This window comes from Stenotrophomonas maltophilia, assembly GCF_001274595.1.
Classification (GTDB): domain Bacteria; phylum Pseudomonadota; class Gammaproteobacteria; order Xanthomonadales; family Xanthomonadaceae; genus Stenotrophomonas; species Stenotrophomonas forensis.
Genome location: NZ_CP011010.1, coordinates 469,118 through 494,301 on the forward strand (window position 1 = coordinate 469,118; position 25,184 = coordinate 494,301).

25 protein-coding genes are annotated in these 25,184 nt (G+C 68.0%); 14 read left to right on the top strand and 11 right to left on the bottom strand.

Annotated elements, in window-relative coordinates; translation table 11 throughout:
- Window positions 1-49: 49 nt before the first annotated feature.
- Together VN11_RS02090 and VN11_RS22455 are read left to right on the top strand one after the other, a co-directional pair.
- The gene (locus VN11_RS02090) at window positions 50-862 is read left to right on the top strand and encodes an alpha/beta fold hydrolase (protein WP_053448629.1); all 813 of its coding nucleotides are present in this window, start codon (window positions 50-52) and stop codon (window positions 860-862) included.
- A 9-nt stretch (window positions 863-871) separates the two neighbouring features.
- A complete protein-coding gene (locus VN11_RS22455) occupies window positions 872-1,045 on the top strand; it encodes a hypothetical protein (RefSeq protein ID WP_187299790.1) in 174 nt (57 codons plus the stop codon).
- 27 nt (window positions 1,046-1,072) lie between these two features.
- Here the strand turns inward: VN11_RS22455 and VN11_RS02095 are convergent, their stop codons facing one another.
- A complete protein-coding gene (locus tag VN11_RS02095; protein WP_053448630.1) occupies window positions 1,073-1,753 on the bottom strand; it encodes a hypothetical protein in 681 nt (226 codons plus the stop codon).
- 133 nt (window positions 1,754-1,886) lie between these two features.
- On the opposite strand from VN11_RS02095, the gene VN11_RS02100 reads away from it, so the two are divergent.
- Both VN11_RS02100 and VN11_RS02105 read left to right on the top strand, forming a co-directional pair.
- Complete coding sequence (locus tag VN11_RS02100; protein WP_187299791.1) at window positions 1,887-2,537, top strand: hypothetical protein; 651 nt, start codon at window positions 1,887-1,889, stop codon at window positions 2,535-2,537.
- Between the two features lie 41 nt (window positions 2,538-2,578).
- The gene (locus VN11_RS02105) at window positions 2,579-3,547 is read left to right on the top strand and encodes a polysaccharide deacetylase family protein (protein WP_053448632.1); all 969 of its coding nucleotides are present in this window, start codon (window positions 2,579-2,581) and stop codon (window positions 3,545-3,547) included.
- Window positions 3,548-3,550: 3 nt separating this feature from the next.
- On the opposite strand, the gene VN11_RS02110 is transcribed toward VN11_RS02105, so the two are convergent.
- The 3 genes from VN11_RS02110 to VN11_RS02115 all read right to left on the bottom strand — a co-directional run bounded on the left by VN11_RS02110 (window position 3,551) and on the right by VN11_RS02115 (window position 5,801).
- Window positions 3,551-4,393 carry a class I SAM-dependent methyltransferase gene (locus tag VN11_RS02110; RefSeq protein ID WP_053448633.1) on the bottom strand — a complete coding sequence of 281 codons (843 nt, stop codon included), beginning with the start codon at window positions 4,391-4,393 and terminating at the stop codon, window positions 3,551-3,553.
- Window positions 4,394-4,576: 183 nt separating this feature from the next.
- Window positions 4,577-5,251 (bottom strand): hypothetical protein, encoded by a 675-nt coding sequence (locus VN11_RS22110; protein WP_148564919.1) that lies wholly within the window; start codon window positions 5,249-5,251, stop codon window positions 4,577-4,579.
- 127 nt (window positions 5,252-5,378) lie between these two features.
- Entirely contained in the window at window positions 5,379-5,801 is a 423-nt protein-coding gene (locus tag VN11_RS02115) for a hypothetical protein (protein WP_053448634.1), read from the bottom strand.
- 90 nt (window positions 5,802-5,891) lie between these two features.
- Here VN11_RS02115 and VN11_RS02120 point away from each other — a divergent pair, with 90 nt between their 5' ends.
- Window positions 5,892-6,176, top strand: a complete 285-nt coding sequence (locus tag VN11_RS02120; RefSeq protein ID WP_053448635.1) for a hypothetical protein — start codon at window positions 5,892-5,894, stop codon at window positions 6,174-6,176.
- 91 nt (window positions 6,177-6,267) lie between these two features.
- Here VN11_RS02120 and dmeF read toward each other — a convergent pair whose 3' ends face one another.
- Entirely contained in the window at window positions 6,268-7,233 is a 966-nt protein-coding gene (gene dmeF, locus VN11_RS02125) for a CDF family Co(II)/Ni(II) efflux transporter DmeF (protein ID WP_053448636.1), read from the bottom strand.
- A gap of 51 nt (window positions 7,234-7,284) precedes the next feature.
- On the opposite strand from dmeF, the gene VN11_RS02130 reads away from it, so the two are divergent.
- Window positions 7,285-7,569: a metal-sensing transcriptional repressor gene (locus tag VN11_RS02130; RefSeq protein WP_053448637.1), complete on the top strand. Its 285-nt coding sequence runs from the start codon at window positions 7,285-7,287 to the stop codon at window positions 7,567-7,569.
- Window positions 7,570-7,693: 124 nt separating this feature from the next.
- On the opposite strand, the gene VN11_RS02135 is transcribed toward VN11_RS02130, so the two are convergent.
- Complete coding sequence (locus VN11_RS02135) at window positions 7,694-8,065, bottom strand: MerC domain-containing protein (protein WP_053448638.1); 372 nt, start codon at window positions 8,063-8,065, stop codon at window positions 7,694-7,696.
- A 69-nt stretch (window positions 8,066-8,134) separates the two neighbouring features.
- Between VN11_RS02135 and VN11_RS02140 the strand changes: the two genes are divergently transcribed.
- A complete protein-coding gene (locus VN11_RS02140; protein ID WP_053448639.1) occupies window positions 8,135-9,460 on the top strand; it encodes a GTP-binding protein in 1,326 nt (441 codons plus the stop codon).
- Window positions 9,461-9,560: 100 nt separating this feature from the next.
- Here VN11_RS02140 and VN11_RS02145 read toward each other — a convergent pair whose 3' ends face one another.
- Together VN11_RS02145 and VN11_RS02150 are read right to left on the bottom strand one after the other, a co-directional pair.
- Window positions 9,561-11,168, bottom strand: coding sequence for an ATP-binding cassette domain-containing protein (locus tag VN11_RS02145; protein ID WP_053448640.1), 1,608 nt, complete (start codon window positions 11,166-11,168; stop codon window positions 9,561-9,563).
- A 232-nt stretch (window positions 11,169-11,400) separates the two neighbouring features.
- Window positions 11,401-12,300 carry a LysR family transcriptional regulator gene (locus VN11_RS02150; protein WP_008268258.1) on the bottom strand — a complete coding sequence of 300 codons (900 nt, stop codon included), beginning with the start codon at window positions 12,298-12,300 and terminating at the stop codon, window positions 11,401-11,403.
- A gap of 228 nt (window positions 12,301-12,528) precedes the next feature.
- Here VN11_RS02150 and VN11_RS02155 point away from each other — a divergent pair, with 228 nt between their 5' ends.
- Window positions 12,529-13,707, top strand: a complete 1,179-nt coding sequence (locus VN11_RS02155; protein ID WP_053448641.1) for a serine hydrolase domain-containing protein — start codon at window positions 12,529-12,531, stop codon at window positions 13,705-13,707.
- Window positions 13,704-14,888, top strand: coding sequence for an MFS transporter (locus VN11_RS02160; protein ID WP_053448642.1), 1,185 nt, complete (start codon window positions 13,704-13,706; stop codon window positions 14,886-14,888). The genes VN11_RS02155 and VN11_RS02160 overlap by 4 nt, the downstream gene beginning before the upstream one ends.
- A gap of 316 nt (window positions 14,889-15,204) precedes the next feature.
- On the opposite strand, the gene VN11_RS02165 is transcribed toward VN11_RS02160, so the two are convergent.
- Window positions 15,205-16,821 carry an EAL domain-containing protein gene (locus tag VN11_RS02165; RefSeq protein ID WP_053448643.1) on the bottom strand — a complete coding sequence of 539 codons (1,617 nt, stop codon included), beginning with the start codon at window positions 16,819-16,821 and terminating at the stop codon, window positions 15,205-15,207.
- 229 nt (window positions 16,822-17,050) lie between these two features.
- Here VN11_RS02165 and cycA point away from each other — a divergent pair, with 229 nt between their 5' ends.
- Entirely contained in the window at window positions 17,051-18,424 is a 1,374-nt protein-coding gene (gene cycA / locus VN11_RS02170) for a D-serine/D-alanine/glycine transporter (protein ID WP_053448644.1), read from the top strand.
- 194 nt (window positions 18,425-18,618) lie between these two features.
- Window positions 18,619-19,395, top strand: a complete 777-nt coding sequence (locus tag VN11_RS02175) for a lytic transglycosylase domain-containing protein (protein WP_053448645.1) — start codon at window positions 18,619-18,621, stop codon at window positions 19,393-19,395.
- 7 nt (window positions 19,396-19,402) lie between these two features.
- Here the strand turns inward: VN11_RS02175 and VN11_RS02180 are convergent, their stop codons facing one another.
- The gene (locus tag VN11_RS02180; protein WP_053448646.1) at window positions 19,403-20,923 is read right to left on the bottom strand and encodes a tetratricopeptide repeat protein; all 1,521 of its coding nucleotides are present in this window, start codon (window positions 20,921-20,923) and stop codon (window positions 19,403-19,405) included.
- 165 nt (window positions 20,924-21,088) lie between these two features.
- Between VN11_RS02180 and VN11_RS02185 the strand changes: the two genes are divergently transcribed.
- The gene (locus VN11_RS02185) at window positions 21,089-23,170 is read left to right on the top strand and encodes a gluconolaconase (protein ID WP_053448647.1); all 2,082 of its coding nucleotides are present in this window, start codon (window positions 21,089-21,091) and stop codon (window positions 23,168-23,170) included.
- Here VN11_RS02185 and VN11_RS02190 read toward each other — a convergent pair.
- Window positions 23,148-23,555: a YciI family protein gene (locus tag VN11_RS02190; protein WP_053448648.1), complete on the bottom strand. Its 408-nt coding sequence runs from the start codon at window positions 23,553-23,555 to the stop codon at window positions 23,148-23,150. The genes VN11_RS02185 and VN11_RS02190 overlap by 23 nt on opposite strands.
- Before the next feature lie 723 nt (window positions 23,556-24,278).
- Between VN11_RS02190 and VN11_RS02195 the strand changes: the two genes are divergently transcribed.
- Together VN11_RS02195 and VN11_RS02200 are read left to right on the top strand one after the other, a co-directional pair.
- Window positions 24,279-24,692, top strand: a complete 414-nt coding sequence (locus VN11_RS02195; RefSeq protein WP_053448649.1) for a YciI family protein — start codon at window positions 24,279-24,281, stop codon at window positions 24,690-24,692.
- Between the two features lie 63 nt (window positions 24,693-24,755).
- Window positions 24,756-25,178: a VOC family protein gene (locus VN11_RS02200; RefSeq protein WP_008266068.1), complete on the top strand. Its 423-nt coding sequence runs from the start codon at window positions 24,756-24,758 to the stop codon at window positions 25,176-25,178.
- Window positions 25,179-25,184: the final 6 nt, after the last annotated feature.

The window sequence follows — 25,184 nt, forward strand, 5'->3', positions numbered from 1 at the left end:
ATAGGGCCGCAGCTCTAGCCTGCAACTCTTCCCTTCCACAGGAGCCCCCATGCCTGCCTCCCGCATCCGCCTGCACGTTGAAGACACCGGCGGCGACGGCCGCCCGGTCATCCTGATCCACGGCTGGCCGCTGTCGGCCGACGCCTGGAAGACGCAGGTGTCGATCCTGCGCGATGCCCAGTACCGGGTGATCAGCTACGACCGCCGCGGTTTCGGGCGTTCCGAGAAGCCCGCCGACGGCTACGACTACGACACGCTGGCGGCGGACCTGGCCGCGCTGATTGAAGAACGCGATCTGCGCGATGTCACGCTGGTCGGCTTCTCGATGGGCGGTGGCGAGGTGGCGCGCTATGTGGCCAGCCACGGCGAGGACCGCTTGCACAGCGTGGTGTTCGCCGCCGCCGTGCCGCCCTACCTGCTGAAGAGTGACGACAATCCGGATGGCCCGCTGACCCAGGACAAGGCCGACGAGATGCGCAGCGGGCTGGAAAAGGACCGCGAGAGCTTCTTCGATGGCTTCACCCGCGACTTCTTCAGCGCCGATGGCAAGTTGATGGTGACCGAAGAGCAGCGCCAGGCGGCGATCGCGCTGTGCCACCAGTCCGACCAGACGGCCGCGTTGGGCTGCATGCAGTCCTTTGCCACCACCGACTTCCGCGACGACCTGAAGAAGATCACCGTACCGACGTTGATCCTGCACGGCGACAGCGATGCGATCGTCCCGTTCGAAGGCTCGGGGGAGCGCACGCACCAGGCTATCGCCGGCAGCGAGGTAGTGATCCTGGAAGGCGCGCCGCATGGCTGCAACACCAGCCATGCCGATCATTTCAATCTGGCGCTGCTGAACTTCCTGAAGAAGTAAGCTGGCGCCATGCGCAAGACCGAAACCCCGCCTTGGAAGAAGCCCAACCCCAAGGGCCAGAAATCCCAGCCGCTGTCGCCTGCCCAGAAAGAGGCGGCGCGGCAGCGGGCGGAGGAGAATGGTCGCCCGTACCCGAATCTGGTCGACAACATGTGGGCGGCCAAGCTGCCGCGCGAGGTGTAAGCCTGGCAGCCGAGCGCGGGCTCGGCTCTACGGGTCGCTCAGCGGTTCCCAGCCGGCGTCCATCCAGGGCGCTAGCTGCGTCTGGCGCATCGAAACCGCACCGGCTGGCAAGCCAGCCAACTGTGCCAGCTCGGCCTGCAATGCCACCGCATCCACGGCGGCAGGAAGGGCCACCTGCAATCGATCGTCAAGGTGGCGGATCTGCACCGGAAGCCATGCGCGCGCTTCATGGTCGCCGCCGAAGCGGCCGATCGGATAGCGCATCGTTACCGGGCGCGCCAGCGGCGCAAGCGAGGGTCGCCATCGCTGCAGCACTACGGCCTGTGCCGCCGCCGGAACGCGGACTTCAGCCAGCGTGACCGGGTAGCCACGCACGCTCTCGACCATCACCTGGAAGCGTGCGCCGTCGGGCATGGCCAGCACCGTGGCCGCCAGCGCAGCGATCGCCACCGTGACGCCCAGCAGGTGCCAGCTGCGCGGTGCGTTGGCGGGGCGGGTTGCGGTGCGCAGGCTTGGCCGGCGACGCAGTGCACGTGCGTACAGGCGTCGGTCCTTCTTGCGCGGGCTGTTGCTGTGCGCAGGCAGGTTCAGCGGAACCGGCGGCAGGCGGGCAACGCGTGCCTTGATCAGGCGCGACACTCCCCACGCCGCCAGTGCGAATGCCAGCAGTGGCAGCAGTGTTCGCACCACCAGGTACAACGTCACCATCCTGTGCACGTCCTCACATATGCATCCACTTCAATCGACATCCTACCGATAGGCGCCAGCTGTTGTCGTATCTGCCAGCCGACAGCGTTGGTGCGGCTGGATAGCATGGCGCGTTGTTGTCATGGATGAATCGATGCGCTCTGCTGTTTCCCGCCTCGGCCGCCTGTTCGGGCCGGGGGTGATGGTGTTTCTGTTGCAGCTGGTGGCGCTGCTGTCGCTTGGCCTGGGGGCCAGCTGCTTCCACTCCCGCGTGGATCTGCTGCTGGTGCCGGTGGCGGATGGCTGCGGTGGTCCCGATCCGGTGGCGCGCCTGCGCGTGGCCGAGCAACTGCTGGCGCGCGCCGAAGCGCTGGATGATTGGCAACCGCTGCGCTGGATTCCGCTGGTGGGCACGCTGCTGGCGCTTCTCGGCGCGGCAACGGTCTGTGCGCTGCGTGCCATGCCCCAACAGCACCGCCTGGGTACGCTCCGCCGAGGGCTGGTGGCGCTGCATGTGGGCGTGCTGGCGTTGGCAGGGTGGACGCTGCACCTGTACGAGGATGCGTGGAGCAGCGTGGCAAGGCTGTCGCCGGCGGCCTGCCTGGTGGACCTGGCCGAGCAGGGCGGGGTGCCGTTGGCACAGGCCCAGCAGGTGGTGCTGCACGTGCTCACCCGCGAGTACGCCCCGTTGCAGCGCAACCCGGATGATCTGGCGATGATGGCGGTATCGCTGCTGGTGACCGCGATGGTGGCCAGTATCGTGCTGTGGCGTGCGGCGGCGAAGGGTAGGCGGACGCCTACCTGATCGCGTTACAGTCCACGCATTGCCCCGACAAGGAAGTGCTGATGCGTGCGTTGTTGCGAGCCCTGCCGTTGCTGTTGCTGTCGCTGGCGGTGCAGGCGGCCGAGGTGGATCGTCGCATTGCGGTGACCATCGATGACCTGCCCTGGGCGCGGGTGGACGAGATCGTGCCGGCAGACCTGCAGGCGCGGCATGCCGCGTTGATGGCGCAGCTGCGCCAGGCGCATGTGCCGGTGGTGGGCTTCGTCAACGAGAACAAGCTTGAGGTGGACGGGCAGGTGCAGCCTGCGCGCGTGCAGATGCTGCGCGACTGGCTGGACGCGGGCTATGTGCTGGGCAACCACACGTACTCGCACATGGACCTGAACGCCAAGGGCGTGGCGGCGTTCCAGCAGGATTTCCTGCGTGGGGAAACGGTGCTGCGGCCGCTGCTGGCCGAGCGTGGGCAGGTGCCACAGTGGATGCGCCACCCCTACCTGCGCGCCGGGCGTACTGCGGAAGAGCGCGTGCAGATGGACGCGTTCTTCAAGCAGCACGGCTACCGCGTGGCGCCGGTGACGGTCGACAACGGCGAGTGGGTGTGGGCGTTCGCCTATGCCAACGTGATGAACCAGCAACCCGATTCGGCCGCGCGCGAGGCGACGCTGGCACAGCTGCGCAAGGGCTATGTGCCGTACATGCTGAACAAGCTGGACTACTACGAACAACAGTCGCAGGCATTGCTGGGCTATGCGCTGCCGCAGGTGTGGCTGATGCACGCCAACGAGCTCAACGCGGCCACGTTTGCCGAACTGGTGGCGGCGACCCAGCGGCGTGGCTATCGTTTCGTGTCGCTGGACGAAGCGATGCGCGACCCGGCTTACGCGCGTGGCGCCGAAGGCTACAACGGCCGCTACGGTCCCAGCTGGCTGCACCGCTGGGCGATGGCGGAGAAGAAGCCAAAGGACTTCTACGCCGGGGAGCCGGTGGTGCCGAAGTGGGTGATGCAGTTGGCGAAGGTGGATTCGGAGTGAGGCTCAGCGCTTCACGGCCAGTACGCCGTCCAGCGCCAACTCCGCCTTGAAACCGGCCTTTTCCAGCCGCTTGGCCACTTCGCGCGGGACATCGCGGCCGCTGGTCAGCTTGTTCGGCGCGCCGGTGTAGTGGAACAGGCGGCCGCCCTTGCGGATGACGCGGGCGAGGTGATCGTAGAACACCTGGGAGTACAGCTCGCCGGCAATGCCGAAACGCGGCGGGTCGTGCAGGATCGCGTCGACGCTGTTGCTGGCCACCTGCTCGATCTGCTGCGAGACGTCGCCGTGGCTGAACTGCAGGCGGCCCCCGGCGGCGGCCGAGTCCGGGTCCGGCGACCACGGGTTGAGCGTGCGCAGCCACATCACGTCGGCGTTCTTCTCGAACGAACGGATCTGACCGACGCCGGCCTCCAGCGCGCAGGCGGCGAAGTAACCGAGGCCGCCGCAGGTATCGAGGATGACCTTGCCGGCCGGCGCGACCAGCTCGACCTTGCGGCGTGCGTCCTCGAACGGCGACAACTTGGAGGTCGGCAGCATCTTGATGCCGTCGATCTCGAAAGTCGGTGCGCCCCATTCGGTGGGCACCAGCTTGATCAGCGAGCCGCTGTAGCGCGAGATCGGCGCGAACTCCTCGCCATCCCAGTAGTACAGCGTGCGGTCCTTCAGCTTGCCCGGCCACGGGTAGGCCTGGCCGCGGAAGTGGAAGCCGTCCGCATCCAGTGCCACGGTGTCCTGGCTGCGGCCGAGATCGAGCGAGCCCTGCCAGTCGGCGGCGCCCTTGTCATGGGCACGGCGCAGGGTGTCGGCGCTGTCGCGGGTCAGCAGAGGGCCGGTGTAGTGGGGCACGGCGGGTACCGGGGCGGGTCGGGGGAGGGCATGGTACCGCAGCCCTCATGAAGGGTTGAAAGAGCGATTCCTGACCATGGTCGTTGAAAACAACGGCCCATGGGCAAGCGCAGCTAGTCATTATGACGGGACGCCGTGACACGGCCTTCAGTGGAAGGCTGAAGGCCGCCTAAGATCAGTTGTCTACTGGGCGAACTGAGTTCCGCGATTGGATGCGCATTGCTTTGGTATGCACACGTCCAGCGAGGTGCTCACGAATCGTGACTCATTTACGGTGCAGACGACGCCAATTCCCTCGCTGAGATAGAAGGGGGATGAGTAATGACGTGTATCGCTGAGGTAGCACCTTCCGTTGTCAATGCCAATCGTGGCTGTTCGGGCTCCGGCGACAGAGCTTTCTGCGTTCATTTGGCCTGTTGAGTAGTAGGAGATTCCCACAGGCACGCGTCCGTTCGGCGCAGTTGCCGTAACCCAGTCAATACTCTTCGAGTTCAATTTTGAGGTTGGATTCCCCGGGGTGTTTTCACGTGTGCATACCCAGCCTGCTGCTGGTCCTTCAATCGTCCCCTCCCCTTGAGATGGTTCCATATCCATGGAAGCGCAGAAGGCCTGATGATAGAGCTTAGTCGCCTCCGACTGATCGCTGTATCGATAGATCAGACGTCCAAATCCATCTGGCTTCAGATGCTGATCAACTTCAATCTGCCCTCCGTCGAAGTCTGGCCAAGTTGTACGGCGAACAATGATGATCTCTCCCTTGGGGCTGAGCTCCGTTCTGTCGATACTCAATGGTGTTCCTGCGAATGCAGGCGATGTGGCGGCGATTGCGAGACACAGGAGCAGCGTCCGATTACTCATTTGTGAGTCTCCGTTCTAGCGTTGCGGAGACACTAGGCTCAACAATATTCAGTTTTCAGATTGTGACCCGCGCTGTGCTTGTCCAGATTTCAAACTTTCCTCATTCGTTTGAATGTTGATCCATCGCTCAATCGCACTTCACCGCATACACCGGCCCGGCGCCGATCAGCATCAGCGCCATGTAGTCGCTGTCGCTGTCGCTGGCCTTGCCCTTCAGCGTTGCGCCCTTGTTGAAATGGAAGATGCCGAAGCCGCCGGCCATGCGGATCAGCGCGCTGTCGATCTGCGCAGCGTCATCGCGGAAGTAGCGGCTGATCTCGCTGTTGCTGGCCTTGTGCAGGGCGTTCGGCTCGCGCTGCCACTGGCCGTCGCGGTTGAAGGAGACGAAGTACTGGCCGCCTTCCTTCTCGATGCGGAAGTCGGCGGGCTTGCGCGCGCTGGTGGCGAAACAGCCCTGGAGGGGATCGGCGGAGAAGGGAAGCCCGGCATCACCGCTACAGGCGGTGAGCAGCAGGAGGGCACCGGGCAGCAGCAGGCGGAGCGTGCGCATGGGATGTCCCTACGGGGCAGGTGCGGCTAGTGTAGGCAGCATGCGGGCACGGCCCGTACAGGAATTCGGCAAGAGAAGAGGGGTTTTCGGATGGCGCAGGGCAAGGCACCGTGGTGCGGCGTGGCCAGTTGGCTGGGCATGGTGGTCGGCTGGGGTGCGGGCACAATGGCCGCGCAGGCGGCGGTGGCGGCCGGTGGCAATGGCCTGGCCGCGGGGATGGGCGTGGCGGTGCTGGGTGCGGCGCTGGTGGGTGCCGGCTTTGCCGTGGCATCGCGCGTGCGCGGCGAGCGTTGGCCGTGGATCGGCATTGCCGGTGCGGTCGTGAGCGCGCTGCCGCTGCTGATGTACCTGCTGCGGATGATGCTGAAGCTCTAGCGGTAGGGCGGGCCGCTGGCCGGCAGCAGCAGGTGGAGTGCAGGCTTCATGAGGTTGCCGGCCAGCGGCCGGCATTACCCGAGGCGGGTGATCAGCTGCGGTGGATCTCCACCGTCACGTGTACCAGTTCTTCATGGATCGCCAGCGCGTTGCGCACGGTATCGGCATCCAGGCGGGCATCGCTGGTGACCACGCTGGCGCTGACCGCGTACTTGCCGCGGCCGACCTGCCAGACGTGCAGGTCGGCCAGGCGTGCCGGCCACGGGCCCTGCTCGATCACTTCGCGCACTTCGGCCACCACCGGCGCGTCCATCTGCGCGTCGAGCAGGATGCGCCCGCTGTCGCGCAGAAGACCGATCGCCCACACCGTGACCAGCACCGCGCCGACCAGTCCCATCACCGGGTCCAGCCAGGTCAGGCCCAGCAGCTTGCCGCCGAGCAGCGCGACAATGGCCAGCACCGAGGTGGCGGCGTCGGCCAGCACGTGCACGTAGGCCGAGCGCAGGTTGAGGTCGTGACCGTGTGCATGGCCGTGGTGATCGTGGTCATGCCCGTGGGGATGATCGTGGCCGTGCCCGTGGTGGTGATGCGCGTGGCCCGGGCTGTCGTGCAGCCACCACGCGCACAGCAGGTTGACGCCCAGGCCGACTGCCGCGATGGCGATGGCTTCGTTGTAGTGGATCGGTGCCGGCACCCACAGCCGTTGCAGCGATTGCACCGCCATCAGCGCGGCCACGCCGAGCAGCGCGATGGCGCTGGTGTAGCCGGCGAGGATCTCGATCTTCCAGGTGCCGAAGGCGAAGCGCGGGTCGTGCGCGTAGCGGCGCGCACAGCGGTACGCGAACACCGACAGGCCCAGCGCCAGCGCATGCGAGCTCATGTGCCAGCCGTCGGCGAGCACGGCCATGGAGTTGAACCACCAGCCACCGACGATCTCCACCAGCATCATGCCGACGGTGAGCCACAGGGCGCGGCGGGTGTTGCGTTCGGCCAGCGGGTTGCCGTCGTCGAAGCGGTGTTCGTGGCGACGGGCGGCGGCGAGGGTGTCCAGGTGCATGTCAGACCCGAGGGGTAGAGAATATACCCCCATAGGGTATATGATCCGGCCATGGCGCATGTACACAAGAACCGAAAGCAGCTGCTGACCCGGGTACGCCGTATCGGCGGCCAGGTGGCGGCGTTGGAACAGGCGCTGGACCGGCCCGAAGGCCAGGCCGGCGACTGCGCGGACGTGCTGGTACAGGTCGCCGCGGTGCGCGGCGCCGCCCACAGCCTGCTGATGGAGCTGCTGCACGAGCACCTGCAGGAGCATGTGGTGGGCGCGGAAGATCCGCAGCAGCGCGCGGCCGAGGCCGAGGTGCTGGTGGAGCTGCTGCGCCGCTACGGCAAATAGCTGGCGTGGTGTCGGCCGCTGGCCGGCAACGTCAGGTGGTGGCGGGGTTCATGCGGTTGCCGGCCAGCGGCCGGCACTACCGGGTATGTCCGGCGTTCATGGGGTTGCCGGCCAGCGGCCGGCACTACCCGTGCCGCTGCCGCGCGTTCCACAGATGCGTTGCGGCCAGTAGCAGGCTGCCGGTGACGGTCAGCGGTGTCTCCCAGCCGTGCGAGGGCAGCGCCAGCGCACCGGCCAGCAGCAGGCCCAGCCCCATGCCGGCGGTGGCCCAGGCCAGCACCGGCAGCGGCCGACGGCGCTCGGCCCGCCACAGCGCATAGCCGGTCAGCGGCAGGGCGATGGCCACGAACAGCAGGTGCACCCATTCCGCTTCGGCCCAGGCGCCGAACAGCGGCAGCGCGGCCGCGAGCAGGGGTAGCGCCAAGCAGTGCAGCAGGCACAGGCTGGACAGGGCGACCGCGCCGGCATCGAGCAGGGCGGCAGAGGGCGACTTCATCGGGGGAGGTTCCTAGCGCGTCAAGTGTTATACAGTAACATTTCCGTTCCGCAGCCAACCCGCTCCGACATGAACACTGTTTCCCGCGCCGACCGTCGCCTTCCGGTCACCGTGCTGTCCGGCTTCCTCGGGGCCGGCAAGACCACCCTGCTCAACCAGATCCTGCGCAACCGCGAGGGCCTGCGGGTGGCGGTCATCGTCAACGACATGAGCGAGGTCAACATCGATGCGCAGCTGGTGCGCGAGGGTGGCGCCGAACTGCGCCGCACCGAAGAGACGCTGGTGGAGTTCAGCAACGGCTGCATCTGCTGCACGCTGCGCGATGACCTGCTGCAGGAAGTGCGGCGCCTGGCCGATGCCGGCCTTTACGACTACCTGCTGATCGAATCAACGGGCATCGGCGAGCCGATGCCGGTGGCCGCCACCTTCGCGGTGCGCGACGAGCACGGCTTCAGCCTGAGCGACATCGCGCGGTTGGACACGATGGTGACGGTGGTCGATGGCAGCGCGTTCCTGGCTGACTTCGGCTCGACCCTGCGCCTGGCCGAGCGTGGCCAGCAGGCCGGACCGGAGGATGACCGCGGCGTGGTCGACCTGCTGTGCGAGCAGGTGGAGTTCGCCGACGTGATCGTGGTCAGCAAGGTCGACCAGGTGGACGACGAAGTACTGCAGGACACCCTGGCGGTGCTGCGCGGGCTGAACCGCGATGCCAAGCTGCTGTTGTCCAGCTTCGGTGATGTGCCGCTGAGCGAACTGCTGGACACCGGTCGCTTCGATATGGAGCGTGCACAACGCGCGCCCGGCTGGGTGAAGGAGCTGCGCGGCGAGCACACGCCGGAAACCGAGGAATACGGCATCGCCAGCTTCGTCTACCGCTCGCGGCGTCCGTTCCACCCCGCGCGCTTCGCACGCGCGTTGCAGTCGGGCATGCCGGGCGTGATCCGCAGCAAGGGCTGGTTCTGGCTGGCCAACCGCATGGACTGGGTGGGCGAGTTGAACACCGTGGGTGCGGCAACGCGCACACAGGCGGCGGGTTTCTGGTACGCCGCGCGCGAGCGCGTGCGTGCGGGGCAGGAAGACACCACGCCGCTGCTGCCACCAACGCCGCTGCCCTACAGTGACCTCGGCTGGGCGCGGCAGCAGGCCGAGTGCTGGAGTGCGCCGCTGCCGGGCCTTGAGGAATTCCCGGACATGGCCGCGCATTCGGCGATGCAGCGCCTGTGGCACCCGCTGTGGGGCGACCGCCGCCAGGAGCTGGTGGTGATCGGTGTGCACATGGATGAGCGCGCGGTACGTGCGGAACTGGACGCGTGCCTGCTGAACGACCAGGAGCTGCGTGCCGGCCCGCTGCTGTGGCAGCAATTGCCGCAGGCGTTCCCGGTGTGGAAGCGGTGAGCAGGATACCGTTGTAGAGCCGAGCCCACGCTCGGCTGCTGTTCCGGTCGATCCACGCCATGCGTGGATGCCGGCATGGCGGAGTCGAGCAAGCTCGACTCTACAATGCGTCGCGCCAGTGCCAGCCGCCGGCGGTCACCTGCAGCACCTGCGTGGGCCGCAAGGCCTGCAGCAGGTGCCGGTCATGGCTGACCATCATCAGGGCACCGGGCCAGGCCGCCAGCAGTTCTTCCAGCGCCTGCAACGCGCCCAGGTCCAGCGCGTTGCCGGGCTCGTCCAGCAGCAACAGCTGGGGTGCCGGATCGGCATACAGCACGCTGGACAGGGCACCCTTTACCCGTTCGCCATCACTGAGGCTGCCGGAGGGGCGAAGGATGCGCTGTGCATCCAGCCCGAGCAGGGCCAGGCGCGTGCGCAGTTCAGCGGGATCGGCCGCCGGGTTGGCGGCCTGCACGGTATCGAGGATGCTGCGCTCGCCGGACAAGCCCAGCAGCTGCTGGTCGAGCAGCGCCAGGGGTGCATGACGTTGCACGGTGCCATGGCGTGCAGGCAACTGGCCGGCCAGCACGCGCAGCAGGGTGGACTTGCCGCTGCCATTGTCACCGACCACGGCGATGCGCTGCCCGCGACGGATCTCCAGCTGCAACGGGGCACTGCAGCCATGCGGCAATACCAGCGATTGCGCCTGCAGCAGGCGCGCGCTGCCGCGTTCACCGTCACCGGCAAACAGCGCCAGTTCCGGCGCGGCATGAACCGCAGAGGCCGCCGCGCGCAATTGATCGGCACTGGCCTGCAGGCGATCGGCCTGCACCTGCTGCGCGCGGCCGTGGCTGGCCTCGGCGCGCTGCTTCTGCCGGCCGAGCAGGATCGGTGCCTGGTTGGCCTGCTTCGCATCGCGGTTGCCACGCGCCTGCCGCTGTTGCTGGCGTTCGTGCTGTTCACGCGCACTGCGTTGCTGCTGCCGGTGCTGCGCGCGCGCATGGTCCAGCTGAGCGGCGGCGGCTTCGCGTTCAGCCGTACGCGCGTCGGCGTAGTGCTGCCACGGCCCGCCATAGCGGTGCAGTCCACGCGCATCGAGTTCGACGATCTGCTGCATCTGTTCCAGCAGCTCGCGGTCGTGGCTGATCGCCAGCAGGCCGCCACGCCACTGCTGCAACTGGTGGTACAGCTGCTGGCGATGGCGAGTATCGAGGTGGTTGCTGGGTTCGTCGAGGATCAGCCAGTCAGCGCCGCTGGCCCACGCCCCGGACAGGGCCACCTGCATGGCCTGGCCACCACTGAGTCGCGCGGCGGGCTGGGCGGGGTCGAGGTCGTCGGGCAGGCCCACTGCCTGCCATTGCTGCTGCAGGCGTTCGCGCAGGTCCCAGCGGTCACCGACGCAGGTGAAGTCGGCCTCGTCCACGCTGCCGGCTTCGATGCGCGCGAGCGCGGCCAGTGCTTCACCGACACCGGCCAGTGCGCCAACGGTGCCGGAGGGTGGATAGCCGGGTGTCGGCAACAGGAACACGCGGCCACTGCTGCGCACCTGGCCGCTGTCGGCTGACAGGTGGCCGGCCAGCAGGCGGGCGAGCACGCTCTTGCCGGTGCCATTGGCACCGACCAGGCCGGTGGCGACCGGTTCAAAGGAAAACGACAGATCGGAAAACAGCGGGCGGCCGTCGGCCAATCGGTACGACACGCGATCGAGCGTGAGGGAATGCGGGGTCATGCGACCTCCATGGATGCCGGGTTCTCCCCTGCGCGCAGGGGCGGGAAGAGTCAGGCCGTCTGATGGGAAGACGGCGGCATCAATGGCGCATTGGTCGCGAGCCTCTGGGAGGAATGAGGCGCCAGTATAGCGGGGCTGGCTGAATGGCCGGGTGTGGTGCGCCAGGCATCCGGTAAGTCGAGCATGGCTCGACTCTACACAGGCATCCATGCGTGGTGTGGATTGATCGCGCCTACGGCACGGTTTCCAGGCGTGCGCTGACGAAGTCGATGAACACCCGCAGCTTCGGCAGCACGTGGCGGCCGGAGGGCCACAACAGGTGGAAGATGCCGCAGGAATGCACGTGCTCGTCCAGCACGGTGACCAGCCGGCCGTCGGCCAGCGCATCGCGTACCGAGTGCACCGGCACGAACGCCACGCCCACGTGGCGCAGCGCCAGCGCCACGCGTGCTTCGATGGTGTTGGCCACCATGTGTACCGGCAGTTCCTGCGGGGTTTCATCTTCAGGCCAATGGATCGGCCACAGCTCCAGCTTGCCGGTGCTGGGGAAGCGGTAGTGCAGCAGCGTGTGCTGCATCAGCTCGGCCGGCGTGCGCGGAATGCCGCGCTGCTGCAGGTAGCCAGGCGAGGCGACGATGCGGCGCGGAAACACACCCAGGCGCCGCGCGTTCATGCGCGAGTCGCTGGGCTCGCCAACCCGCAGCACGGCATCGAAACCTTCCTCGATGACATCGACCAGCCGATCGCTGAAATCGAGATCGAGGCGGATATCCGGATAGGCGGCCATGAACTCGGCCATCAGCGGCAGGGTCAGGTCACCGACCAGCGGCAGGCCGATGCGCAGCGTGCCGCGTGGCGTGGCGTGCGGTTGCGCCAGTTCGGTGCGCGCAGCATCGCGCTCGTCGAGGATGCGCCGGCAGCGCGCCAGGAACAGCTGGCCCTCGGCGGTAAGGGTGATGCTGCGCGTACTGCGATGGAACAGGCGCACGCCCAGGGCGTGCTCCAGCCGGGCAACGCATTTGCCGGCGGCCGAGGCGGAGATGCCCTGCAGGCGCCCGGTCTCGACGAAGCTGCGGGTGTCGGCGGCGTGCACGAAGGTCTGCAGGTTGGCGAGGTTGTCCAGGACGGTCATGGGCGTGCGGGCGATGAAAGCGGCAGGGTAGAGGGGGGCGCTGGCGGCGGTTGGCGCCGCCCTCGCAACACTGTGGTGCGGGGCGGGTCGCGGTCAGTTCCGGCCTTGCAGTTCCGGTCATGATGCCGATTGCGGACTGCACGGTCCATGATGCCCGGAGCGGAAACCGGCTTTTTGCGCGGCGGCGCGCTGCCTAACGTGGCGGGCCTCTCCCCACGGATCACTGCGATGAATGCCGCTCTTTCCCTCGAACCCGTACCGACGCTGCCGTCGGTGCAGCGGTTGCTGCAGCAGGTGCATCCGCTGCGCCTGGTCGGCGCGGTGGTGCTGGTGCGCCAGCACGGGGTGCTGCGCCACGCCAGCGCCAGCGGCCTGGCGGACCGCGAATCGGCCACGCCGATGCAGCGCGACCAGCTGTTCCGGCTGGCCTCGGTCAGCAAGCCGCTGCTGACCACGGTGATCCTGCGCCTGGTGGCCGAGGGCGTGCTCGACCTCGATGCCCCGGTGCAGCGTTGGCTGCCAAATTTCCGCCCGGCGCTGGCCGATGGCAGCACGCCGCCGATCAGCCTGCGCCAGCTGCTCAGCCACAGCAGCGGGCTGGGCTACCGTTTCCTGGAGGCCGATGCGGACGGTCCGTATGCGCGGGCGGGCGTCAGCGATGGCATGGATGCCAGCCCGGTGTCCCTGGCCGAGAACGTGCGCCGCATCGCGCAGGCGCCGCTGCTGTTCGCACCCGGCAGCCAGTGGCTGTACTCGCTGGGGGTGGATGTGGCCGGTGCGGTGGCCGAAGCCGCAACCGGTGAAACCCTGCAGGCGCTGTTCGCGCGCCTGCTGGCCGCACCGCTGGGCCTGCGCGATACCGCCTTCGCCACCGCCGATGCTGCGCGGCTGGCCACGCCCTATGTGAGCGACATGCCGCAGCCGCATCGCCTGCGCGAAGGCGAAATGGTGGCGCCGTTCGAAGGCACGGTCGGCATCGAATACAGCCTTGCACGTGCCACCGATGCCAGCCGATTCGCCTCTGCCGGCGCCGGTCTGGTGGGCACCGCCGATGAGCTGATGGCGGTGCTGGAGGCGCTGCGCGACGTGCGCGCCTCGGGCCTGTTGCCGCCCGCACTGGCGGCGCAGATGGCGACCCCGCAGGTGGGCGAGCAGGGCCCGCCGGAACCGGCCGGCTGGGGCTTCGGCCTGGGCTTTGCGCTGCTGCGCGATGCCGCCGCCAGCGGCACGCCGCAGTGCGAAGGCACCTGGCGCTGGGGCGGCGCATATGGCCACAGCTGGTTTGTCGACCCGGCGCGTGGGCTGAGCGTGGTGGCGCTGACCAACACCCTGTACGAGGGCATGGATGGCGCCTTCGTCGATGCGCTGCGCAATGCGGTCTATGCCGATCTGGAGGCCGCCCGATGAGCGGCCATGCCATCGATGCGAGCAGCCCGGCCGGTGAAGCCACACGCCTGCCGTGGGCGGGCCTGCTGGCACTGGCCGGTGGTGGCTTCATCACCCTGCTGACCGAGACCCTGCCGGCCGGCGTACTGCGGCCGATGGGCGACAGCCTGGGCGTGAGTGATGCGGCGGTGGGCCAGCTGGTGAGCGTGTATGCGCTGGGCTCGGTGATGGCTGCGCTGCCGATGACCGCGCTGACCCAGCGCCTGCCGCGGCGTCCGCTGCTGCTGGCGGCGATTGCCGGGTTCGTGGTGGTCAATACGCTGACCGCGTTGAGCAGCAGCTACGCGCTGATCCTGGCCGCGCGCTTCCTGGCGGGGGTGAGTGGCGGCCTGCTGTGGTCGCTGGTGGCCGGTTACGCCGCGCGCATGGTGGTGCCTTCGCTGCAGGGGCGGGCGATTGCTGTAGCCATGGTCGGCTCACCGTTGGCGTTGTCGCTGGGGGTGCCCGCCGGCACGTTGCTGGGCCAGCAGATCGGCTGGCGCTGGGCGTTCGCGTTGATGAGCCTGCTGGGCGTGGGACTGCTGGCGTACGCGCGCTGGGCGCTGCCTGCATTGCCAGCGGCGGCGGCCGGCCAGCGCATGTCTCTGGGCATGGTCTGGCGCATGCCCGGTGTGCGCAGTGCGCTGCTGGTGATGGTGCTGTACGTACTGGCGCACAACGTGCTCTACACCTACATCGAACCGTTGGCGGTGGAGGCCGGTGCCGGTGCCTGGCTGGATCGCCTGTTGCTGGCGTTCGGCATCGCGGCGATTGCCGGCATCGGTATTGCCGGCTGGGGCGTGGACCGTCATCTGCGCGTGCTGGTCTGGGCGGCAGTGGTCGGCTTCATCCTGCCGGTGCTGGCGCTGCTGCTGTGGCCAGGCCAGCCGACCCCGCTGCTGCTGGCGACGATCCTGTGGGGCGTGGCCTTCGGCTCGGTGGCGACCCTGTTCCAGACCGCGCTGGCGCGCCGCGCCGGTGCCGCTGCGGATCTGGCGCAATCGATGCTGGTGACCGGCTGGAACCTGGCCATTGCCGCCGGTGGCATGGCTGGCGGGGTGCTGCTGCAGGCGCGCGGCGCCAGCCAGCTGGGATGGCTGCCGTTGCTGTTGCTGGTGGTGACGGCAGCGTGGTTGCTGGCGCGGCCGAAGGCGTGGGAATAGGCGGCGATCGGTGAGGGCGCGGTGCCGGCCAGCGGCCGGCACTACCAGGGTCCACGCCATCCACGCATGACGTGGATCTACTGAGCGCAGCGACCCGCGTTTGCCTTTGATTTTTCTGTTGATTCCGTGGTGGGACGCCGCCGTAATCTGTCCGTGGCCGGATGGGTGGGTTGCGCAGGGGCGTGAGCCGCATGGATGCGGCGACCGAGCTTACATGGACGTACTTGCAGCGCCCCCTGCGCGACCCATCCACCCGGCCCCAACTGATGGATCCACCGGGCGCGATCCGCCACGAGGGGCCCCGCCGTTCGCCGTCCTACTCCACGCCCTCGCGCTCGATCGGCACGCTGCGCGGATTCTGCATGTGCTCGCGCGCTGCGCCGTAGCGCTGCTGGCGCTTGTTGTGGAACGCCACGAACTCGTCGCGCGGCAGCGGCCGCGAGAACAGCCAGCCCTGCCCGAACTCGACGTGGCGGCTGTGCAGGTAGGCCAGCTGCGCCTCGGTTTCCACGCCTTCGGCCACCACCCACAGGCCCAGTTCCTTGGCCATGTCGATGATGTGCGGCGTGACCGGGCTGGTCGCGCTCTCGGTGCCGATGGCATCGATGAACGACTTGTCGATCTTCAGTGCATCCAGCGGCAGCTGCTCCAGGTACTGCAGGCTGGAGAAGCCCACGCCGAAATCATCGATGGCCACGCTGTGGCCGGCGCGGCGCGCCTGCGCCAGCATCGTGCGGGCGCGGTCCAGGTCGAGGAAGCCGCGCTCGGTGGCCTCCATCCAGATCTGCTGCGGCAGGATGCCGCTGCCGGCCATGTGCTTGGAGATCATCTTCAACGCACGCCCACTGCTGATGTCCTCGGCGGCGAGGTTGATCGCGATGTGCGCGCTGCGGTCGGCCACCAGCAGCTCGCGCATGTCGCGCACCACGTTCTCGATCACCAGGTCGGTGACGTCGGCGATCATGCCAGCCTCTTCGGCCAGCGGAATGAACAGGTCCGGCCGCACCTGGGTGCCGTCCGGGCGCTGCCAGCGGATCAACGCCTCGGCGCCGACGCAGATGCCGGTATCTAGCTCGATGATCGGCTGGTAATGCAGGTACAGCTCGCGGCGGCGGATGGCGGTGGCCAGCTCGCCGCGCAGCGACAGCCGGCGCCGGGAGAGCCAGATCACCAGGCCGGCCCCCGCGGCCGCCAGCAGCAGGCCCAGCGGCACGAACAGCCAGGCCTGCTGGCGGAAGGTGGCGGCCAGCGCGGTGCGTGGCGTGGTGGCGATCGCCAACCATTCCTCGTTGCGCGCGGTGGCATACAGCGTGTTCTGGTCCAGCCCCTCGCCGGGATTGCGCAGCAGGTTCTGCAGCAGGGCCGGGTCCATGCCGTCCTGCTTGGCCAGCAGCCGCCCATCCGGGCTGGCCAGGGCCAGGCGCACATTCGGATCGACGATGACATCGACGAAGCGGCGCGGATCGACCAGTACGTCGTGGGAGCCGTACAGGATCGCCAGCACCTGGCGCCGGCCGCTGGCTTCGGGGCGCACATCCACCGCGATGCCGGCGCCGTCGCTGGTGACATGGTCGGCCCTGGGCTGGTTCACGTCCGAGTGGAACGGCCCCCAGGAGGTGCAGCGCAGCTTGCCCCCTTCGAAGTAGCCCATCTGGTCCACCGACGGCGTGGTCATCACCAGCGTCTGCATGCGCCGGATGTGTTCTTCATTGCAGCCGGAGGCGGTACCGGCTTCGGCCGACTTCAGCGCGGCCAGCGCCTCGTGGTAGGACAGGTCGGAGCGGCGCAGGGTGCGCAGCGCGATGTCGTGCAGCCGCTGCTGTTCGACCGTGACCGCGCGGTCCCAGGTGGCGTAGGCCATCACCGCGATCGGTACGGCGGCGGCCAGCAATGCCAGCGCAGTGCCACCGATGATGACGCGCAGCCGGCTCATGGCCGGAGCTCCAGCGGGAGGGGCAGGGCAGAGGGCATGGGCGGGGCCGGTCCTTGGGCAGATGCGGCTATCTGAGCATGGCGCCGGGCCGGGCGGAATGGGCGTAATCCGGAATTTCGTCACATTGTGATGAAAGCGGCCAAGATTGACGGAATCAGCTCGCCGGGTGCTGGCGCTCCGGCCCGTGGAGGACTACCGTCGGACGCTTCGCCCGCCCTTTTCCGCGCCCATGACCGAGCCCGCAACGCCCCCCGAGCACCTGCGCCGCAGCCTGTCCAACCGCCACCTGCAACTGATCGCCATCGGCGGTGCCATCGGCACCGGCCTGTTCATGGGCTCGGGCAAGACCATCAGCCTGGCCGGCCCGTCCATCGTCTTCGTCTACCTGATCATCGGCGCGATGCTGTTCTTCGTGATGCGCGCGATGGGCGAGCTGCTGCTGTCCAACCTGCAGTACAAATCCTTCATCGATTTCTCCACCGACCTGCTCGGTCCCTGGGCCGGCTTCTTCTGCGGATGGACGTACTGGTTCTGCTGGATCGTGACCGCCATCGCCGATGTGATCGCCATCGCCGCCTACGCGCAGTTCTGGTTCCCTGGCCTGGATGCGTGGATACCGGCACTGGCCTGCGTGCTGCTGTTGCTGGCACTGAACCTGGTGACGGTGAAGCTGTTCGGCGAAATGGAATTCTGGTTCGCGCTGATCAAGATCGTGGCGATCTGCGCGCTGATCATCACCGGCGCCGGCCTGGTGGCGTGGGGCTTCACCTCGCCCAGCGGCCACACCGCTGCGCTGTCGAACCTGTGGAATGACGGCGGCATGTTCCCGATGGGGCTGGTCGGCTTCTTTGCCGGTTTCCAGATTGCGGTGTTCGCCTTCGTCGGCATCGAACTGGTCGGCACCACCGCCGCCGAAACCGCCGACCCCGAGCGCAACCTGCCCAAGGCGATCAACTCGATTCCGGTGCGCATCATCATCTTCTACGTGCTGGCGCTGATCGCGATCATGGCAGTCACGCCGTGGCGGCAGGTGGTGCCGGACAAGAGCCCGTTCGTGCAGCTGTTCGTGCTGGCCGGCATTCCCGCCGCCGCCAGCCTGATCAACTTCGTGGTGCTGACCTCGGCCACGTCCTCTGCCAACAGCGGCATCTTCTCCACCAGCCGCATGCTGTACGGCCTGGCCGAAGAGGGCCATGCACCGCGCGGGCTGTCGCGGCTGTCGCGTGCGGCGGTGCCGGCGCGCGGCCTGCTGTTCTCGTGCCTGTGCCTGCTGGGCGGCACGCTGCTGATCTACCTGATTCCCAACCTGGTGACCGCCTTCACCCTGGTGACGACGCTGGCGACGGTGCTGTTCATCTTCGTCTGGTCGCTGATCCTGGTGGCCTACATGGTCTACCGCCGCCGCTATCCGGAGCGGCACGCCGCCTCGATCTTCAAGATGCCCGGCGGTGTGGCCATGTGCTGGGCCTGCCTGGTGTTCTTCGCCGGCGTGCTGGTGCTGCTGAGCCTGCAGGGCGACACCCGCCAGGCGTTGATCGCCAGCCCGGCGTGGTTCGTGCTGCTGGGGGTGGGGTATTGGATGCGCCGCAGGACCGCGAAGTAATCCGGCGTTTCCGTTCCATTGATTGATCCAGAGATCTTTCTGGAGTGGGGTCAGAGCCCGTTGCTCAGCAACGGCCGTTGCCGTTGCTGTTGAGGTTGCCGGCCAGCGGCCGGCACTACCGCAGGTGCAGGGCGCAGCCCTGCCGACCCCCATTCACCCAACATTAGCGGGCGCGGCCGGATCATCCGGCCGCCATGTCCTGTCGCCCGCTCCTGCTCGCGCTGTTGCTGCTGCCCGGCCTGTGGCCCGGGCCGGCCAGCGCGCGCACGGTCTACCGCTGCGTGCAGGGCAACACCGTCAGTCTGGCCACCGCACCGGAACCGGGTTCGCGCTGCACGCCGAAGGAAATCGACGACAACGCCATCCAGACCCCGAACCTGTGGGGCAACATGGGCGTGTTCAGCGGTGTGCTGTACGAGCGCGAGCAGGACGGTGCGCTGGTCTACTCGACCCGCAACCTGCCCGGCTCGCGGGTGTTCCTGAAATTCACCGTGGCCACGCCGCCGGGCGAGCCGGCCCATGAGGGCCTGGGCAAGGTCGGCAAGCCCCAGCTGGCGCAGCACGCCAGGCAGTTCAAGGCCGCCGCCAAGGCCACCGGCGTCGACGATGCGTGGCTGCGTGCGATTGCCCATGCCGAAAGCAACTTCGATGCGCTGGCGGTGTCGACCAAGGGCGCACAGGGCGTGATGCAGCTGATGCCCGATACCGCGCAGGAGTACGGCGTGCGTGATCCGTTCTCGCCGCAGCAGTCGATTGATGGTGGCGCCCGCTACATGCGCGCGCTGCTGCGCCGCTACAACGGCGACCGGCCGCTGGCGGCGGCCGCCTACAACGCCGGCATCGGGGCGGTCACCCGCTACAAGGGCGTCCCGCCGTATGCCGAAACCCTGGCCTATGTGGACAAGGTGATGGCGCTGTACGCGCGCTACCGCGAAGCGATGGGCATCCGTACCGAGGTACCGGCGCGCTAGGCGCTGCTCAGCGCGAGGTGCCGCTGCTGACCAGCGCGTAGCGCTCGATGCGGCCGACGCGTGCGACCTCGGCCTGCACGTCGGCACGCTGCTTGAGCGCACGCCATGCCGCATCGATGCGCACATCGCCGGGCAGCGACGGATAGGTGCGCATGTCCTGCAGGCTGGCCAGGGTCTCGCCGCGGTCGACCGGCGAGCGCAGCTGTTCGATCAGCACCGCAGCCGCGCCGTCCAGGTCACCCTGCTCCAGCAGCATCTCGCGATGGAACAGCGGGGCATCGTCGCGCTGGGCGAGGATCACCTCGCGTGCGGCCTCCATTGCGCGGGTATCGCCCTGGCCGCGGGCGGCGGCGAACTGCACCAGCGCCTGTGCGGCTTTGCCATAGCCGGCCAGACCCTGGATGCCCTGCACCGCCTGCGCCGCCTCCTGCGGGCGACCCAGCGAGATGAACAGGAAGCCGATGTTCAACTGGTGCTCGATGCTGTTGGGACCGAGTGCACCGATGCGCGTGGCCTGCTGCGCGGTCGCCAGTGCGTCGTCGAGCCGGCCCAGCCGGCGCAGTGCCGTAAGCCGGCTGTTGAGCAGCCACCCCACCCATTCGGCGTCGGTGGCCGAAGGCGACTCACCTGCGGCGGCCGCACGGGCCATGCCGTCGGTCAGCGCCAGCACTTCCTCGTTGCGGTCCAGCATCAGCAGCGTGCTGCTGAATTCGGCCATGCGCGCGTCCAGTGCGCGATCGAGCAGGCCCGACACACGCAGTTCGTCCAGATGCTTCTGCGCGGCCTGCACCGGATCAAAGTGTGGATCGCTGCGGTCGACATAGCGGTCGAAGCGCTTGTCGCTGCGCAGCCGGATGATCTCGGCGGGGCCCTTGATACGGGCCAGAGTTGCCGGGACGTCATCGCTACGGCCGTTCTCGGCCTGCAACGTGGCCAGTGCCAGCCACATGCCGGTCGGTTCCAGGCCGCCACTCTTCCAGCCGTTGTCGAACAGCGCCTGCAGCAGTTCCATGCGTTGTTGCGGCTGGTCGCGCAGGCGGTACTGCAGGTACCTGACGGTGTCGTTCTGCAGCGGCAGCGGCGCGTCGGCATGCTTCAGCGCCCGCACCAGGTACTTCGTGGCCGGTGCGGGCTGGCTCTCGGACAGTTCGAGCGAGACCAGGGTCAGCAGGATCTGCGCGTCGTCCGGCAATGCGTCCACGGCGCGCTGCAGGTAGCGGCGGGCCTGGACCGGCTTCTTCTGCACCATCGCCGTCCAGCCGGCCACCTGCGAGGCACGGCCTTGGCGTTCGGCGTCGAAGTCATCCAGCAGCGGATCCTCCATCAGCTGTTCCATCGTGATCAGCGCACCCAGTGTGTTGCCACTGCGCGATTGCTCGATCGCGTCATCCCAGCGCTTGGCGTAGGCCATGTGCACGGCATCGCTAGTGACCGACGGCTTCTGCGGCGCCACGGTGATCGAGGCCGAAGCCGGGGTGCCTGCCAGTGCGGCCAGCAGCACGGCGGCGAGAGGGAGGGTGCGGGGCATGGAGGATCTCCATCCGTGGGGACAACATTGAAACCGCTGCCGCCAGCGAGAACAAGCGCGATGCATGGAACTCTGGCGCCCGCCGGTACGATTGGCCGTGGCGGATCGCCTGCACAGCGTCTATTGTCGGTGCCTCTTCAGGCAACAGGCAGGCAGCGCAGCGCGATGGCACGGTGGCAATGGATGGCAGCAGGCGTGGCAGTGGCAACCGCAGTGGCATTGGCTGCAACCTGGTGGGAGACGCCGTTGCATACGCTGGCTGAACCGGCAGGCCCGGCGCCCACGCTGTTGGCCTGGACCGCACAGATCGAGCCGTTGGCCGGCGATGGCCATCCGGGTGATCGTGACGGCGCCTCGGCACAGGCCCGCTTTGCCGATCCCTATGCATTGCTGCGCGGCGCCGATGGCAGCGTGTACTTCACCGATGCCGGTGACAACAACCGCATCCGCCGCCGCCTGCCCGATGGCCGTGTCGAAACCGTGGCCGGGCAGGGCGAAGGGCGCATCGATGGCCCGGCGTTGCAGGCCAGCTTCAACACCCCTTCCGGCATTGCCGCCGATGCGCAGGGCAACCTGTATGTGGCCGATACCGGCAACCATGCGATCCGCCGCATCGGCATTGACGGCCAGGTGACCACGCTGGCCGGGGGCGAGCAGGGCCATGCCGATGGACCGGTCGCGCAGGCGCGCTTCGATGCACCGATGGGCATCGCAGTGGATGCGCAGGGCCAGGTCTACGTGGCTGATACGTTCAACGATCGCATCCGGGTGATCGGCACCGATGGCAGCGTGCGTACGCTGGCCGGCGGTGAGCGCCCGGGGCTGGCCGATGGCGTGGGCGAGGCGGCGCGCTTCGATACGCCGGTGGCACTGGCCTTCGACGCGCAGGGCGCACTGCTGGTGGCCGACCTGTTCAACAATGCGGTGCGCCGCGTCGGCCCCGATGGCACGGTCAGCACGGTGGTGGCTGCCGGTGGGGTGATCAACGGGCCGCTGTCGTTGGCCACCACCCACGACGGCGTGCTGTACGTGGGGGATATGGATGGCCGGATCGTGCAGGTGACACCGCAGGGCCATCAGATCGCGCTGGTGGGCAACGGCCGCCTGCCGCGCCTGGCCCGCCCCAGCGGGTTGGCGATGGATGCCGATGGCAGTGTGCTGGTGGCCGACGCCGCCAGCTACCGCCTGCACCGGCTGCGTCCGCTGCCGGTGGGGGACCTGCCGGCGCCGGCGCTGGTCGGCCCCGCCGCCGATGCCGCGCTGCCGGACACCGGCGGGCGCTGGCCGCTGGCACCGCAGGACGGTTGGCACGAAGTGGTCGGCACGCTGGGCGAGGTGCGCGGCAACTTCAAAGGCGAGAGCCGCCACCACCTGCACGGCGGCTTCGATGTGCGCGGCGATGTCGGGCAGACCGTGCTGGCGATCGCCGAGGGCAAGGTCAGCAGCCCGATGGCCGCCTGGAGCCTGGGCGAGCAGGCCGAAGGCCTGTCGGTGGATCGCCTCAAGTACATCCACATGCGGGTCGGCCGCACGCCTCGCGATGCACCGTTCGACGCGCGCTGGCAGGCGCTGTACGACGAGCAGGGCACGCTGCAGCGGATGCGCGTGCGACGTGGCATGCGCATCCACGTGGGTGATCGCCTGGGCAGCATCAACAACCAGGCGCACGTGCACCTGGCGGTGGGTAACGGTGGCTTCGAGACCAACGCGGTGGCGCTGGGCTTCCGCAACTACGCCGATCACTTCGCACCGCGCATCACCGATGTGGCCCTGCTGGACGACAACGACCAGCCGATGGCCGCAGGTGGCGATGGCGTGGTGATGGTGGCGCGCCAGGGTCGCGGCGTGCAGATCGTGGTCGAGGCCTGGGACCAGGTCGACAACAACCTGCCGCGCCGCCGACTGGGCATGTACCAGGTGGGCTACCAGATCCTCGATGGCGCTGGACAGCCGCTGCAGGGTTACGAGCAGCCGCGCTGGAACATCGTGTTCAACCGCATGCCGCCGCAGAAGGAAGCGGTGCGCGTGGCCTATGCACCGGACAGTGGCATCACCGTGCATGGCAGCGCGGTGACCCGGTTCCGTTACCTGGCCACCAACACCGTGCGTGACGGCCTCATGGAAACCGGCCGCTGGCAGCCAGCGGCGCTGCCGCCGGGCGAGTACATCGTGCGTGCCAGCGTGCGCGACTACAGCGGCAACGAAGGCATCGGCCCGCGCGAGATCAGGGTACGGCTGCTGCCATAGCGGCGGCGGGGGCGCCGCAGCGTTCGCGCTCGGCGTCCATGTCTTCGAGTGGACGCACCTCGATGCTGCCGAAGCGTGCCCACGGGAACTCGCGGGCGATGCGCATGGCTTCATCGCGGTCGCGCGCCACGATCAGGTTGAAGCCGGCCAGCAGTTCGCGGGTTTCGGCAAACGGGCCATCCAGCACGCGGCTGTGCCCCTCGCGCACGCGCAGGGTCTGCGCGGTATCGACCGGCTGCAGCTTCTGCGCGGCCAGCAGCGTGCCTTCGGCCTGCAGTTTGTCGGCGTGGGCGAGGCAGTCGCGCATCAGCGCGTTGAATTCTTCGGTGGGCAGCGCCTGCAGCAGGGCAGGCTCGATGTAGATCAGAAGCAGGTACTGCTGCATGGCACGGTCCTGGCGCGGGCGGGGTGCCCATGATGGCGCAGGATTGCGCGTGGGCATGTTGCAGCGCGGGAGGCGCGCCTTCGGCGGGGATCGGCGAACGGCGAGGCCCCTCCGTGGTGGGGTGGGTGGGTCGCTGAAAGCAGGGTTTCAGAGGGTGGGTCGGGCGGGTGGGATTGGCGGGGACGCCGTGAACCCGTCCCTGGGGGCTTAGCCGCGCCATCCATGGCGCGGATACCCCGCCAACCCCACCCGCCCGACCCCTGACAGATTCCGGTCGCCGAACCACCACGGAAAATCAACAACAAGAGCAAAAGCGGGTCGCTTCGCTCGCAAAGCCGAGGCCGCCAGCCAACCGCTGTTGCTGTTGCTGTTGCTTTTGCCTTTTTCTCTTGATCTTCCCGTGGTGGAACGGAGACAGGAACCTGTCCGTGGCCGGGTGGGTAGGCGGGGCGGGGGTGTCCGCGGCATGGATGCCGCGGCCAAGCCCCCAAGGATGGGTTTACGGCGTCCCCCGACCCGCCTACCCACCCGGCCAAACCCATGAGCCGGAGCTTCCAGCGACCCTCCCACCCCACCACGGAGGGGCTCCGCCGTTCGCCGGCTCCCGCCGAAGGCGCGCTTCCCGCGGAAGAAATAATTTTCAGAAGACGTGTCGATTCCCTGCGCCCTGGTTCGTTGTAACCAGTGAAGGGCACGCACCACGCGTCCCCACGGGAGACAGCAATGAAAGTGATGGTGATCGTGAAGGCCAACGCCGACTCCGAAGCCGGCCGCATGCCCAGCCAGCAGGAGCTGTCCGAAATGGGCGCCTTCAACGAACAACTGGTGGCCGCCGGCATCATGCTGGCCGGTGAAGGCCTGCATGCCACCCAACGCGGTCGCCGCATTCACTTCGGTGGCACGGCACCCACGGTCGAGGCCGGTCCATTCGGTCCCGCCAGCCAACAGATCGCCGGGTTCTGGCTGTGGGACGTGCGCTCGCTGGACGAGGCCGTCGAGTGGGCCAGCCGTGCGCCGTTCGGCAGCGGCGGCACGCTGGAACTGCGCCCCCTGATCTCCGCCGAAGACTTCGGTGAAGCCTTCACCCCCGACTTACAGCAGCAGGAACAGCGTCTGCGTGCACAGCTGGAAGGCTGACCCGACTCACTCCACGCCGGGCGCGGCCTGGCAACACCCTGTATCAATCAACGGAGCAATGCCATGAGACTGATTCCCTTCCTCGGCTTCAGCGGCCAGGCCCACGATGCGATGGCGTTCTATGCCAAGGCACTCGGTGGCCAGGTTACTTCGGAGATGAAGTACCGCGACATGCCGCCATCCGATGGCTCGCCGGGTTGCAACGAGATGCCGCCGGAAACCCTGGACCACGTCGCGCACAGCCAGCTGGAGATCGGCAACGCCATCGTGATGGCGGCCGACGGCCCCGGCGGTGGCGAGGGTGGCTCGACCACCATCAATGTCGACGTCGACAGCATCGAAGAAGCCGAGCGCGTGTTCGCCGCGCTGGCCGAAGGTGGCCAGGTGCAGATGCCGATTGCCGAAACGTTCTGGGCGCATCGCTGGGGCATGCTGATCGACCGCTACGGCAAGCCGTGGATGGTCAACTGCATGAAGCAGCCCTGATCCCAT